Origin of the sequence: Thaumasiovibrio clandestinus, assembly GCF_047250365.1 — a bacterium.
Taxonomy (GTDB): Bacteria; Pseudomonadota; Gammaproteobacteria; order Enterobacterales; family Vibrionaceae; genus Thaumasiovibrio.
Map to the genome: position 1 here is coordinate 20041 of NZ_JBLBVL010000005.1, position 13702 is coordinate 33742.

The 13702-nt window shown below is 46.3% G+C and carries 10 protein-coding genes and 2 tRNA genes; 9 read left to right on the plus strand and 3 right to left on the minus strand.

Annotated elements, in window-relative coordinates:
- Positions 1–9: 9 nt before the first annotated feature.
- The 4 genes from prmC to kdsA are packed head-to-tail and all read left to right on the plus strand — an operon-like array spanning position 10 to position 2943.
- The gene (gene prmC / locus ACKLNH_RS08975) at positions 10–858 is read left to right on the plus strand and encodes a peptide chain release factor N(5)-glutamine methyltransferase (protein ID WP_413111920.1); all 849 of its coding nucleotides are present in this window, start codon (positions 10–12) and stop codon (positions 856–858) included.
- 4 nt (positions 859–862) lie between these two features.
- Entirely contained in the window at positions 863–1243 is a 381-nt protein-coding gene (locus tag ACKLNH_RS08980; RefSeq protein ID WP_413111921.1) for a SirB2 family protein, read from the plus strand.
- 12 nt (positions 1244–1255) lie between these two features.
- Positions 1256–2068, plus strand: coding sequence for a SirB1 family protein (locus ACKLNH_RS08985; protein ID WP_413111922.1), 813 nt, complete (start codon positions 1256–1258; stop codon positions 2066–2068).
- Positions 2069–2088: 20 nt separating this feature from the next.
- Positions 2089–2943: a 3-deoxy-8-phosphooctulonate synthase gene (kdsA, locus tag ACKLNH_RS08990; protein ID WP_413111923.1), complete on the plus strand. Its 855-nt coding sequence runs from the start codon at positions 2089–2091 to the stop codon at positions 2941–2943.
- A 117-nt stretch (positions 2944–3060) separates the two neighbouring features.
- Here the strand turns inward: kdsA and ACKLNH_RS08995 are convergent, their stop codons facing one another.
- Entirely contained in the window at positions 3061–4932 is a 1872-nt protein-coding gene (locus ACKLNH_RS08995) for a methyl-accepting chemotaxis protein (RefSeq protein ID WP_413111924.1), read from the minus strand.
- A gap of 459 nt (positions 4933–5391) precedes the next feature.
- Here ACKLNH_RS08995 and ACKLNH_RS09000 point away from each other — a divergent pair, with 459 nt between their 5' ends.
- From ACKLNH_RS09000 to ybaK, 3 genes are all read left to right on the plus strand, one after another.
- Positions 5392–6708, plus strand: coding sequence for a Na+/H+ antiporter NhaC family protein (locus ACKLNH_RS09000; RefSeq protein ID WP_413111925.1), 1317 nt, complete (start codon positions 5392–5394; stop codon positions 6706–6708).
- Positions 6709–7027: 319 nt separating this feature from the next.
- On the plus strand, positions 7028–8695 hold the full coding sequence (gene ushA / locus ACKLNH_RS09005) for a bifunctional UDP-sugar hydrolase/5'-nucleotidase UshA (RefSeq protein WP_413111926.1): 1668 nt from the start codon (positions 7028–7030) through the stop codon (positions 8693–8695).
- A gap of 251 nt (positions 8696–8946) precedes the next feature.
- Complete coding sequence (ybaK, locus tag ACKLNH_RS09010) at positions 8947–9420, plus strand: Cys-tRNA(Pro) deacylase (protein ID WP_413111927.1); 474 nt, start codon at positions 8947–8949, stop codon at positions 9418–9420.
- 2 nt (positions 9421–9422) lie between these two features.
- On the opposite strand, the gene smrA is transcribed toward ybaK, so the two are convergent.
- The gene (gene smrA, locus ACKLNH_RS09015) at positions 9423–10004 is read right to left on the minus strand and encodes a DNA endonuclease SmrA (RefSeq protein ID WP_413111928.1); all 582 of its coding nucleotides are present in this window, start codon (positions 10002–10004) and stop codon (positions 9423–9425) included.
- 244 nt (positions 10005–10248) lie between these two features.
- Between smrA and ACKLNH_RS09020 the strand changes: the two genes are divergently transcribed.
- Both ACKLNH_RS09020 and ACKLNH_RS09025 read left to right on the plus strand, forming a co-directional pair.
- Positions 10249–10325, plus strand: a tRNA-Pro gene (locus tag ACKLNH_RS09020).
- Positions 10326–10464: 139 nt separating this feature from the next.
- Positions 10465–10541 (plus strand) — tRNA-Pro (locus tag ACKLNH_RS09025).
- Positions 10542–10849: 308 nt separating this feature from the next.
- Here the strand turns inward: ACKLNH_RS09025 and ACKLNH_RS09030 are convergent.
- Positions 10850–13579, minus strand: a complete 2730-nt coding sequence (locus ACKLNH_RS09030; protein WP_413111929.1) for an insulinase family protein — start codon at positions 13577–13579, stop codon at positions 10850–10852.
- Between the last annotated feature and the right edge of the window lie 123 nt (positions 13580–13702).

The window sequence follows — 13702 nt, forward strand, 5'->3', positions numbered from 1 at the left end:
GTCGACATCATGACAATCACAGTTGAAAGCTGGCTAAAGCAAGCCAAGGCACAGCTGACAGAAGCGGGCTCATCGAGTCCGCAGATCGATGCAGAAGTGTTGTTGCTTCACGTCCTGGACAAGCCAAGAAGCTTTTTATTTACTTGGCCTGAGCATCAGCTCGATAGTGCACAAGTTGATATGCTGAACGACATGTTAGCCCGTCGCGAAACGGGTGAGCCTGTTGCCTACATTACGGGAGTGCGTGAGTTTTGGTCGCTGCCGCTCAAGGTGTCACCGACCACACTGATCCCTCGCCCAGATACTGAGCGATTAGTTGAACTCGCGTTGGCAAAAATATCGTCATCGCCAGTCGCCGTGTTGGATCTTGGCACTGGGACGGGTGCTATTGCACTGGCGCTCGCCTCTGAGCGGCCAGATTGCCGCGTGATCGGGGTTGATTTACGTCATGAAGCCGTCGCACTGGCGACAGAGAATGGTCAGCAACTCGGGATCTCGAACTGCCACTTCCAGCAAGGCAGTTGGTTCTCATCGTTAAAGGCGGAGCCGCAGTTTGGCGTTATTGTTAGTAATCCCCCATACATCGATCCGCACGACCCGCATTTAACTCAAGGTGACGTGCGTTTTGAACCGGCGTCTGCATTAATCGCGCAAGAGAAAGGCATGGCTGATATTCGCCTAATTGCCTCTCAAGCTCGCAATTATCTTACCGCGGGAGGGTGGTTAATGTTTGAACATGGTTACGACCAAGGCGTATTATCGCGCCACTGTTTGCAAGAATTAGGCTACGCTGAGGTGCGGACAGAGCAAGATTATGCGGGGCAAGATCGGGTAACAATGGGACGTTGGAAAGGATAAATCTATGTACTTAGCATTAAAACACTTACATATGGGATTGATATTTGTCAGTGCCATACTGTTTATTTTCCGATTTGGTTTGCTTATGGGTGGTTCACATCTACTAAAAACCAAGCTGTTTAAAATAGCGCCACACGCTATCGATACCTGCTTACTATTAAGTGGGGTTGCATTGATTTTTGCAACGGGTTATATGCCGTTTACGGCAGAAGGCGCATGGCTGACTAACAAATTTACCTGTGTTTTAGCGTATATTGCGTTAGGCGTGTTTGCATTTCGAGGTCATAGCCGCCTGTTTCAAACCTTTGCTTTCCTCGGTGCAATGGGTTGGTTAGTGCTGGCTTACAATATAGCGACCACCAAAGCAACGACGCTGTTTGGATGATTTGGGGAATCGATGTACCAATTTACAGATGAACAACTGGATGCGATGCCACTGGCCGAAGGTGGTGCGCGTCTCAATGCGATAATTGACTCATCACAGTCTTTTGAGTGGGTGATGAATCAACTGGACGAGCTGGCTGAAGAGGCGGAACAGCATTGCATGATCGTTCCCGATGAGCGTGATCGCTTCGACTGTTTAGTGCGTTTGTTTTACAACGAGTGGGGTTTTCACGGTGATAGTGAAAGCTTCTACCACTCAGACAACCTGTTTTTGGCAAAAGTGCTAGAAGCGCGAAGCGGCTCGCCCGTCACATTAGGCGCGATTTTTCTCTACTTGGCAGAGGATATGGAACTGCCCGTTAAAGCCGTGAACTTTCCTACTCAATTTTTGTTGCGTATCGATTGGTGTGACAACCGTGAGCCAAGCTATTTTGACCCGTTTAACGGTGTGTTTGTCACCAGGCATTTATTGCGAGCCTGGTTAATTGGCCAAGAGGGCCCTTTCTCTGAGCTAGAAGATAAACACCTAAGGGCTGCTGAGCACTCAACAGTGATTGGACGCTGGCTTGGCGTGACAAAAGGGGCAATGATTCGAGAAGAAAACTATGCCTTTGCATTGAGTTGTAGCGACATGGCCTTGCACTTTAGTCCTGAAGACCCGCATGAACATCGAGATCGCGGCTATATTTATCAACAGTTGGAAGTCGACCATTTAGCAGCACAGGACTATCAGTTCTTTATCGATCAATGTCCCGACGACCCTGCCGCACACATATTAAAACTTCAGGTGGTAGCACTCAACGAGTCGCCAGCCACACTGCACTAAAATATCAAGTAAAGAGAAAAATGATGGAACAGAAAACGGTTCGTATTGGTGAAATAGACGTCAGCAATGATAAGCCATTTGTGCTTTTTGGTGGCATGAATGTCCTTGAGTCGCATGATTTAGCGATGCGTATCTGTGAAAAATACGTTGAGGTGACCGACAAATTAGGTATCCCTTACGTATTTAAAGCCTCTTTTGATAAGGCTAACCGCTCGTCCGTTCACTCATACCGTGGTCCTGGTTTAGACGAAGGGATGAAAATTTTTGAAGCGTTAAAAGCACAATTTGGCGTGAAAATTATTACCGATGTGCATGAAATTGAACAGTGTCAGCCAGTGGCAGATGTGGTTGATGTGATTCAACTACCGGCATTTCTAGCCCGTCAGACCGATTTAGTGCAAGCGATGGCAAGAACCGGTGCAGTGATCAATGTGAAGAAACCACAGTTCATGAGCCCGGGACAGGTGGGTAATATTGTTGAAAAGTTTGCCGAATGCGATAACGAGAACATCATTTTATGTGAACGTGGCGCATTGCATGGTTACGATAACCTCGTGGTCGACATGTTAGGCTTTGATGTGATGAAAAAGGTCTCTAACGGTAGCCCAATCATCTTTGATGTTACCCATTCACTACAATGCCGTGATCCGCAGGGCGCAGCATCGGGTGGACGTCGAGAGCAGACGGTTGATCTGGCCTTGTCTGGTATGGCGACCCGCATTGCTGGTTTGTTTATGGAAGCACACCCAGACCCAGACAATGCGCGTTGTGATGGCCCATCGGCGTTCCCATTGGATAAGTTAGAGCCCTTCCTTGCTCAAGCCAAACAGCTTGATGATTTGGTGAAGAGTTTTGAGCACATCGACATAGCCTAAACGCTCTTGTTTTTGCTGATATAAAAAACCTCACATTGTTAATGTGAGGTTTTTTTGTTTTCAGTGTCCGGTATCGAGATAAGTTTTAGTCCATTGACTCATCCGAAAATTGGCAATTTACACTTTAAACTTCTCTACTTCACCCTGTAGTTGATGAGCCAGCGACGACAATGAATTCGCTTGAGCTGCCGCTTCCCCCGCTTCGTCAGCCATGTCGTCAGCGACTTGACGAATACTCTGCGTATTTCGGGTGATCTCACGTGTTACCAGTGATTGCTCTTCCGCCGCAGAGGCGATTTGCGTCGCCATATCACTGATCTCATTAATGGCATCCGTAATTTTCCCAAGGCTAGCCGCAGCCTGGTTGGCATCACTAACACTGGTATCCGCCAGTTTGCGACTGTCGGTCATCAGTGCCACTGCTTCTTGTGTCACACGTTGTAGTGTTTCTATGGTGGTTTGGATTTCAGCGGTCGAGTCATGGGTACGTTGACTCAGTACGCGCACTTCATCGGCGACCACGGCGAAGCCTCGGCCCTGTGTACCAGCGCGAGCCGCTTCAATCGCCGCATTTAACGCGAGTAGGTTGGTTTGTTCGGCAACACCTTGAATCGTCGCAAGAATGGTATTAATACTCTTGGTATGTTCGTCCAGTGCATTAATCACCTCTGTTGCCATCTCGACTTCGCTGGCCAGTTCTGTCGTTGAGGCTTGGCTCTGTTTTACTTGCTGGGCACCATTTGAAGAGAGCGACACACTGTGCTGAGATGTACGCGCGGTCTCTTCTGCATGGCTGGCCACTTCATGTGTCGCTGTTGCCATCTGGTCAATCGCGGTTGCTACACTGGCAATCTCTTGCTGCTGCTGGCAGATGCCAACACTGCGCTGCTGAGCTTGGGCTGCGGTTTGATCAGATTGTGCGCTGAGTTGCTCGGCGATTTCTCGCATTCGCAGCACCATGCCATGCATATGGCTGACAAAAAGGTTAAAGTTATGGGCGAGTTGACCCACCTCATCATCATTTCTTGGTTCGAGTCGTTGAGTCAGATCGCCCTCACCCGATGCAATCGTCTGCAATGCGGCGGATACATTGTTAAGGTCACGGAACAGGTAGTTAATCAGTAGGCTTACCAAACCAACAACTAAAACAATAACGACGATACCGGCGAATACGACGCTTTTAAAAGAGCTGTAACCTGTCGAAATTTCCGTATCGAAATCCATCTCGATGGCGAGTGTCCAATCAGTACCAGGAACCCGATAAAAGGAGAACATTGGTTTATTATTGTTCAATTCCAGAACTTGTATGCGATCTTCTTGTATTGCCTTATTAATAAATGAAGGGGACATATCAGGGTGAATACGTTGCATCGGCTGCTGTAATAGTTGTGAATTACGGTGAGCGAGGATGCGTGTATCTTCAAATAGAATCGTGTGGGTGTTATTGCCTAATTGATGGCTGGCGATATCTTTTATTAAGCTATCAATAACAATGTCAGCGGCTAATACGCCCAATAATTGACCACTTTCATATACTGGCTGAGCTAAGGTAATTGTAGTTTCTAAAGTCGTCGCATCTTGGTACGACTCACTAATAATCTCCCCTCTTTTATTTACCGCATCGATATACCAATCGCGCTGTCGTGGGTCGTAACCTTCAGGCAGTTCATCATCGAGGCTAATAAACATATCACCGCGTGCGGTGCCGAAATAGACATCATAAAATCCACCAGATTCTCTGGCTTGAATCAACGCGTTGAGTGACGGTACACCAGAGTGGCTGTCCTTTAATGCGCTGAGAATTCGCTGTCTATCGTTAAGCCAAGTGGTGATATTATCGCCAATTAGTGACGCTGATGATTCTGTTTTAGAATAAATATTGCTTCTGCCAAAATCATAGTAATTAACCCCAATAACGGCGCTCATGACGACGGCCATACTTATTACAGCCAAAAGCGTGGCACCTATTAGTTTTTGTTTTAGTGTCATGTGGTAATCCGAAAATAAGTTGCTGATGCGTGATGTTTGCCTATTTTCTACTCATTAATAGAAATGTCAAACAGAAACGTGACATGACAGACTTATTTCATTTGACTCATGCTTGGCAGGTATGGCGCTGTTACTGCAGTTGTATTTAATTTGATTATTCATTTCCGCTAAGGAATGAACTGTAAGTTTAATTGTGCACAATAGTCTAAGCTTTATTTAGTCACCGTATTAAAATATGAGCCAGATCGAATATAGTCAATAAATAGAAATCACTAAAAAAGGTTGTTAAATATAGCGTTTAAAGTTCGAGTATATATGGCGGATGTTGTTAAATTGCGATGGCAATGTTGGTCTGACGTATTGAGTTATGGCTCTTTGGGCGTTTGGACGTCCAGACGTTGACATGGATAGATGTATCCATTAATCTAGCGCCAATTTATAAAATAATGAGCTGTAGACATGTCAAACAGTAGTGCAACCACAACACCTTCTCCCTCTTTTAAGGCATTAACGCCGCTATTTCTATTCCTGTTATTGTTTATTGGAACAGGACTATATATGACCCTACAAGGTGTCGAAATGGCGTTTTATCAGCTACCTGCACCGGTAGCGGCATTGCCAGCCGTCATTTTGGGTATTTTGCTCAGTAAAGAGACGCTCAATAAAGCGATAGAACAGTTTCTTCGTGGTGTTGGCCATACTGATATCATCGCAATGTGTATGATCTATTTGCTTGCTGGCGCATTTGCAGCTGTAGCGAGTGCAACGGGCGGTGTTCAAGCGACCGTAAATCTCGGTCTGGCGATGATTCCAGCGGCCTTAATCCTACCTGGTATCTTTATGATATCGGCGTTCATTGCGACCTCGATGGGCACCTCGATGGGTACCATTGCCGCCGTTGCCCCTGTTGCGTTAGGCATCGCAACAGCTGCAGAGATGGATGTCGCGCTAACCGCTGGCGTGGTATTAAGTGGAGCCATGTTTGGTGATAACTTATCCATCATTTCTGACACCACGATTGCAGCCACCCGCTCGCAAGGGTGTCACATGCGAGACAAATTTAAAGAAAACATCCGCATCGCTTTACCTGCAGCGATCGTTGCATTGGTTCTGTTCGCGCTGAGCAGCAAAGTGACTCAGGTGCCCCAAGTTGAAACGATTGAGTGGCTAAAGGTTGTTCCGTACCTAACCATTCTTGTGCTTGCCGTCGCAGGCTTAAATGTGTTCGTTGTCTTGAGCTTAGGTATTGTGCTGGCTGGTAGCATTGGTTTTATTACCATGCCTGAATATAGCCTTGGCGTTTTTGGTAACGATATTTATGCTGGCTTTGGTAAAATGCAGGAAATTTTCTTGCTGTCGATGCTGATTGGTGGCATTGGTGAGCTGATGCGCCAGCAAGGCGGGTTAGCCTTTATTACCCGTCAAGTGAGCAAGCTGATAAAAGGCCATAAGAATAGCCGCCGTGGCAGCGAAATGGGTATTGCTTCAGTTGTCAGCCTGACTAACTTGTGTACGGCTAACAACACAGTTGCCATTATTGTGGCGGGTGGTGTAGCACGTGAAATAGCAGATGAAAACAACGTCGCACCGCGTCGCAGCGCGAGTTTATTGGATATCTACTCTTGCGTTATTCAGGGTGTGTTGCCTTATGGTGCACAGGCACTCCTGTTAGGTTCGGTGTTTGGTTTATCACCCCTGACAGTCGTGGCACACTCTTATTACTGTTTCTTCCTCGCGATTGCAGCAGCAGTGACAATGGTGTTACGCAACAAATAGTCACAAATGGTGCTGTTCGGGCTTTGTTCAACATGGTTGACAAAGCCCGCATTGAGTAAATGATCACTCATCACTCATCACTCATCACTCATCACGCTTCATCGTTTTACATTCCTTTCGCGAATGGCGCATCATTCCCTCATAACATATTGAATATATTAATGTGATTAATCTAACATTTACAATGTTGTACTCATGCAAGTGGTCAATTATTTATTAGACTTTGATGGTCTTTTAGATCAAAAACGACACGCCTTTAAAATTGAAACATACATTGTCTATGCTAATTCGTGCATGGATATAAATATGGGTGAAACAAATGACAAATTCTCGTTTTTTGCGTACAGCGATAAGTGCAGCGCTACTGGCCACCTTAATGGGCTGTTCAGCGGTATCCCAACCATCGAGTTGGGAAAAAGATACCGTTTATAAGTTGACCATACTTCATACCAATGATCACCATGGACGATTCTGGCAGAACCGTCACGGCGAGTATGGCATGGCAGCACGCAAAACGCTTCTCAATCAGTTACGCGCTGACGTTGCGGCGGAAGGTGGAATATCACTACTGTTGTCTGGTGGCGATATTAATACGGGTGTACCAGAATCTGATCTACAAAATGCAGAGCCTGACTTTAAAGGCATGAATTTGTTGGGTTACGACGCAATGGCATTAGGTAATCACGAGTTCGACAACCCGCTTGACGTGTTGATGCAACAACAAGAGTGGGCTAACTTCCCAATGCTGTCAGCCAATATTTTTTACCGAGAAAGCGGAGAGCGCGCATTTCAAGCGTATGAAATTTTTGACTTACAAGGTATAAAAGTTGCTGTTATCGGTTTAACCACAGAAGATACGGCAAAAGTAGTCAACCCTGATAATGTAAAAACATTAGAGTTCCGTGATCCTAAGGTTGAAGCTCAACGCCTGATTGATGAATTAAAAGCCTCAGAAAATCCCGATGTGATCATTGCGACCACGCACATGGGGCATTATGCTGGCGGCAATCACGGTGTTAATGCACCGGGTGATGTTGCGTTAGCACGCTATGTAAATGCCGAAGATCTGCACATTGTCGTTGGTGGTCACTCACAAGAGCCTGTCTGTATGGAAGGCCCGAACATGTACAACACCAGTTTTGCACCGGGTGACGAGTGCAAGCCAGACAATCAAAATGATACGTGGATTGTTCAGGCGCATGAGTGGGGTAAGTACGTCGGTAAAGCGGATTTTGAATTTATTAATGGTGAGCTCAACATGGTGAGCTATGACTTGATTCCCGTTAACCTGAAGAAAAAAATCAAGTTAGATGACGGCTCATCACAACGCGTCTTTATTCAAGATGAAATTGAAGAAAACGAAAAGGTGCTTGAGTTCTTACGTCCTTACCAAGAGCGTGGACAAGACCTACTCGGCGAAATCGTCGCAGAAGCGACAGGCAAACTGGAAGGTGACCGTAATAAGGTGCGCTTCGAACAGACAAGCCTAGGCCGTTTGATTGCAAAAGCGCACATGGAACGCGCTAATGCCGATTTCGGGATAATGAACTCAGGTGGTGTGCGTGACTCAATTGGTGAAGGCGAGTTTACTTACCGTGACGTTCTGATTGTTCAACCGTTTGGTAATATGGTGACCTATAACGATTTTACGGGTTCTGAAGTGCTCGATTACTTAAACGTGGTGGCCAATAAGCCGGTTGATTCTGGTGCTTACGCGCAATTTTATGGAATCGAAATGATAGCTGACGGCCAAACTGTGCAGGATGTCCGTATCGGTGGTGAACCTATCGATTTGGAAAAAGTGTATCGCTTCACCCTACCTGAATTTAATGCAGCAGGGGGAGATGGCTATCCTGTTATCAAAGATCATCCAGGGCACGTTAATACTGGCTTCGTTGATGCCGAAGTATTAAAGGCTTACCTACAGGCCAACAGCCCTATTAATCCAGCCGATTATGATCCACGCGGTGAGATTGTGTATAAATAAACTCAGCCAATAAGAGTGAAAAGCGTACCAATGGGTACGCTTTTTTTATGCCTGCCTATTTCAAACCAATACCGACAACGGTAACAGCAACGACAATGAGGTATTGCAGCATCATCTTAATGTTAAAACAAAGGGTTGAGTTGGCGGCGATAGCGGTGCATTATTTATTCGAAAACCCTGTTCAGCATAAATGAGCAGCATAAGTGAGCAGCATAAACGAGCGGCATAAATCGAGAGGCAAAAGGACAGCAATGACCCCAGCGATCAATTTACTCAAAAAGAAGCGTATTTTTCATGCTGTGCACCAGTATCAACACGATCCCGCCAACACAGACTTTGGTAACGAGGCTGTTACGGCGCTAGGTCAAGATCCTGCACAAGTATTCAAAACACTGCTATTTTGTAAACACGATGATGCTAAAGCCCTTTGTGTTGCTGTTGTGCCAGTGGCTGGCAAACTCGATTTAAAAGCAGCAGCCAAAGCGGCAGGATATAAAAAAGCAGAAATGGCCGATCCGGTAATGGCAGAAAAAATCACTGGCTACATCGTCGGTGGCATCAGCCCGCTGGGGCAAAAAAAAGCGTTGCCCACCTTTATCGATAACAGTGCGCAGCAATTTGATACGGTGTGTGTGAGTGCGGGGCGTAGAGGACTAGAGATCGAACTTGCTCCGCAAGATCTCTCCACTTTAACCCGTGGGCAGTTCGTACCGCTCGGCAAGTGAACTTAACTCATGCGCTTTTGGTGACGTTCGCGATTCTCTAGCTTTTTCTCTGCACTTTTTTTCAGCAGAACGTACACCGCGCCCGTTCCACCGTGCTGACGCATCGCGGAGTGATAACACATCACATCACTGATTTGTTGTAACCATGCAGCGACGTAACTTTTCATCATTGCTGGAGGGTTCGACTTTTCACCTTTGCCATGCACAATAATTACTTGGCGAACATCCATACGTTGGCATTGGCGCAGAAATGTAAGTACTTCATCTCTTGCTTGTTTTAGGGTGCGGCGATGCAGATCTAAACGCCCTTGTATTTCATACTTGCCCAGTCGCATCTTTTTGAATACCCCCTCTTGCACGCCATCACGCTTAAACGCCAGATGGTCGTCAGGCTTAACCATATTGGCATAGTTAATAGAAAGGTATTCGGGTGTACTTTCAGATAAGGTTTGCGCGGCGGCTTGTCGCGCACGCTGAGCGTCGGTAACGCGATGCTTCTTTTCTTGTTGTACTTTGTCTTGGCTGATTGGCGCGACGTCTGCCATCATCTCTTTAAACAGCGCCATTTCGTCGTTTATTGTCATGATTCGTTTTCTACTAAACTACATAAATCATGTAGTGAGAATAGGGAAAATTGCCCGAGAAAGCCAGAGCAGAGAAATGCAGGATGCTGAAATTCGTCACAAATGGTATCAAAGTTCGCCAGCTTGTATTTAAAGTAACCATTTGTTCGCGATTTAAGAAAAAAAACAAGCGTACCTCTTGTGAATTTTTTTTTGCTGGGTATTATAGGCGACCTCTTAAGGCGATAAGCCTTTTGATGATTGTCGGTGAATAGCGCAGCTTGGTAGCGCATCTGGTTTGGGACCAGAGGGTCGGGGGTTCGAATCCCTCTTCACCGACCACTTATTAGTGGTATGGCATTACGCGGTACGACAACAGGATATCGGTGAATAGCGCAGCTTGGTAGCGCATCTCCGGCTTTAGGAATAGCGGGACCAGAGGGCGACCCTCAGTCAACGCAAAAATAAAGCAAAAGAGTTTCGGTGAATAGCGCAGCTTGGTAGCGCATCTGGTTTGGGACCAGAGGGTCGGGGGTTCGAATCCCTCTTCACCGACCACATTAAACGCCTCGTCTTACGACGGGGCGTTTTTGTATCTGGCGATCATGAAAATGATAAGGATGCTCGGTGTAAAGTGTTGTGTCGTGAATAGCGCAGCTTGGTAGCGCATCTGGTTAAGGAGTAGCAGGACCAGAGGGTCGGGGGTTCCCAGCTCCTTGAAAACAGGCTTTTCACCGACCACACGTTTGCATTAATAACTAGCACGCCTCGTCTTACGACGGGGCGTTTTTGTATCTGGCGATCATGAAAATGATAAGGTCGCTCGGTGCAAAGTGTGGTGTCGTGAATAGCGCAGCTTGGTAGCGCTAATCACTCAAATTTTCACTCAACGACGGCATATCTTGGTGCTTATTGCCTTGCGAGAAAACAATAATACGATTAGCTTTGCGCGGCTTAAGCACCTCGACAACAAAACGGATCATATCAGCACGCTCTAAGCGTTTGATTGCGCTGGCGACGCGTTGGCGATAGTCAAAATGATCATCTTTATTGCCAATCGCATTCCAGTAGCGTTGTGCTCTGGCGCGTAAATTGGTGTCAGGCTCAGAAATTTGAGCAATCAAGCCCGCTTTGCTGCTTTCCCACTGATCTTCATTGAGTTCAATTAGTTCAAGTGCAAAGGCATTAATAAAGTCATCAATCGCGTAATGGAGATCTTCCGTGCCTTTTAGTGGGCTTTGAATATAAAAAATCAAACCTGGGTGTCGATTCATCGGCATATTGGCTGTGCCGACCATGTAGCCCAGTTGTTGACGGGTTCTTAACTCATGAAAAAAGGTCGCCGACATTAAATGGTTGGCAAGCGTGTAGGTCGCGACCGATTCCGGGTGTGTGCTTTCTGATTGGTAATAGATCAAAATGGCGGAGTCATCATGTTCGACTTCGAGCTCCAACAACCCAGTACCTAATCCAGACAACATATTTAGTGGACGCTCAACCTCGCCATAACGCTGGTTTTCGACACGGAAGGTATCTTTTACTACTTCAGCAATCTCCAGCACGTGTTGTTTTTGCCAGTCGCCATACACAAAGGCATCAATATGCACAGTAGAAAAGATAGCGTGAACAAAATCCGGTAGCTCTTCAAGCGAGATCGTCTCCAGCGCTTTAAGTAACTCTTTATGTGGCGGGTTGTTGGGTTGAAGCAGCCCAGACAGCATATTAAACAGCTGTGATACCGGTTTTTCTTTGGTGGTATTTTGCCAGTTTCGTTTTAGCTGAGCTTTGATGAAATGAAAACGCTCTGGATTAAAGTCACGATGAACAAACTTGTCGAGCAGGAGTTCGAGCAGAAGTGGCTGTTTCTCGGTAAAACCAGACAGCTGCAAGGTAACACCACCTTGATGTGCATAGATGTTGTAGCCAAGGCCGGCAATCTCGGCTTGATAGGCCGCCTCGTTGCACGCTTCCAGTAGCATTTCAACACAAAGCCGAGTCATGACAATATTGCGCGGACTGGCTACCGCTTCAGGGCTGTCTATCGCAATATAAATCATCCCCTTAGGCAGATGAAACTCCTCTTCCTGTTTATACCATAAGCGAAACCCTGGTAAATCTTGAATCAGCTCAGGTACGGGCGAAGGGTTTTGCAGGGGTTTAGGATCTAAACTGTAACTGATAAACGGGTTCTTTTCTGGTAGCTGATGAACAGGGTTAAGCGCTACGTTCTGCCAGCGTTGCAGTTGTTCAGCGCTAAACGGTGTCACTGAGTAAGGGGTGTTGTACCAATCTGCGTTTTGGTCGGTATGCACCCCTTTAGCCACCTTGGTCAAGCGCATATTATTGGGGGTTAGCATGTTCAATAGCTGCAAAATTAGCGGCTCGTCATAGCCCGACATAATATAGTCGCCATAAGCGATGTCTTCGTTGGCGTAATGCAGGAGATTTAATACCAGATAACTGACGGTATCGAGCGGACGGGATTTCTCTTGAAAACGAAACGCAGACTCTAATACCGCTTTCTTTTCTAAATAGCGCCACTCCGCCAGCCCATGTTGCTTGATTTGTTTAATATAGGCAAAAATTTCTTCAACAATGGTGTCGATGGCGGTCAACCCTTTCGGCGTTAAATTCACGCTGATGGTAAACTCGCGGAAATTGCTACCAGATACCCCACCACCTGCCGCGAGTGCATTAATTAACTCTTGCGCTTTTAGGCTAGACATTAGGCTTCCTGGCCCTTCGTAGCCGATAAGATGGGCAATATAAGAGAGCGGCTTTATGCGATAATGGCGATCGATATTGGGCAAGGTAAAGGAAAGGGTTAACTTGCGCACCTCTTTAATTGGCTCAATACGAATTAGCTGCGCTTGCTCTTTTTCGGTGACCAAGGGGACATTAACCGAGAGATCAACCGTGTTGTGCAGAGGAATATCATTAAAGTAAGTGCGAGCGAATGTTTCTAACTGCTGCAGGGATTGTGGCCCTAATAGCACCAGTCCCATTCGGTGCGCAGAGTAGTGCGTTTGATAGAAATCGATCAAGTCATCACGAATGCTTTTGCCATCACGATCTTCCAGCGTATCGATGCTACCCACAGAAAATTTGCTAAATGGGTGAGCGGGGTTAATGGTCTCTTTGTGCACTTGGTAGACACGGCGAGTATCATCGTTAATTTTAAGCTTGTACTCGGAGTCAACGGCATTACGTTCTTTATCTACCGCTTCAGCGTTAAACAGCGGGGCGGTGAAGAATTGGCCAAAGCGATCTAACCCCTCAGCAAAAGAATTGGGACGAACATCAAAGAAAAATGTGGTGTTTTCAGTGCCAGTCCAAGCATTGTTATGGCCGCCAGCCAGATTAATAAAGGATTGGAAGTCGCCAACCTTAGGGTACTTTTCTGTGCCGAGAAACAACATATGCTCTAAAAAGTGCGCCATCCCCTGACGGTCGTCTGGGTCATGAAAATGCCCAACTTCAACAGACAATGCAGCAGCGCTGCGGCTTGCCTGCGAGTCGTGCACCAGAAGAACACGTAGTTGATTACTTAATACCAGCGAGTGATAGCGTTTATGATCGTTGGGACTAATATGCACTGGGTAACCTTTTAGTTCGTATTGACAGATTTATTATGACGATGATAACGCAAGCTGGCAAACCAATGCTTTACCTTTGTTAATAAGCACTGATAGCATAGACTGTAACAGTAAAAAATGACA

What these genes read in the sequence shown, in the direction of transcription:
- prmC (WP_413111920.1), top strand. Translation starts at nt 10, where the DNA reads ATGACAATCACAGTTGAAAGCTGGCTAAAGCAAGCCAAGGCACAGCTG.
- ACKLNH_RS08980 (WP_413111921.1), top strand. Translation starts at nt 863, where the DNA reads ATGTACTTAGCATTAAAACACTTACATATGGGATTGATATTTGTCAGT.
- ACKLNH_RS08985 (WP_413111922.1), top strand. Translation starts at nt 1,256, where the DNA reads ATGTACCAATTTACAGATGAACAACTGGATGCGATGCCACTGGCCGAA.
- kdsA (WP_413111923.1), top strand. Translation starts at nt 2,089, where the DNA reads ATGATGGAACAGAAAACGGTTCGTATTGGTGAAATAGACGTCAGCAAT.
- ACKLNH_RS08995 (WP_413111924.1), bottom strand. Translation starts at nt 4,932, where the DNA reads ATGACACTAAAACAAAAACTAATAGGTGCCACGCTTTTGGCTGTAATA.
- ACKLNH_RS09000 (WP_413111925.1), top strand. Translation starts at nt 5,392, where the DNA reads ATGTCAAACAGTAGTGCAACCACAACACCTTCTCCCTCTTTTAAGGCA.
- ushA (WP_413111926.1), top strand. Translation starts at nt 7,028, where the DNA reads ATGACAAATTCTCGTTTTTTGCGTACAGCGATAAGTGCAGCGCTACTG.
- ybaK (WP_413111927.1), top strand. Translation starts at nt 8,947, where the DNA reads ATGACCCCAGCGATCAATTTACTCAAAAAGAAGCGTATTTTTCATGCT.
- smrA (WP_413111928.1), bottom strand. Translation starts at nt 10,004, where the DNA reads ATGACAATAAACGACGAAATGGCGCTGTTTAAAGAGATGATGGCAGAC.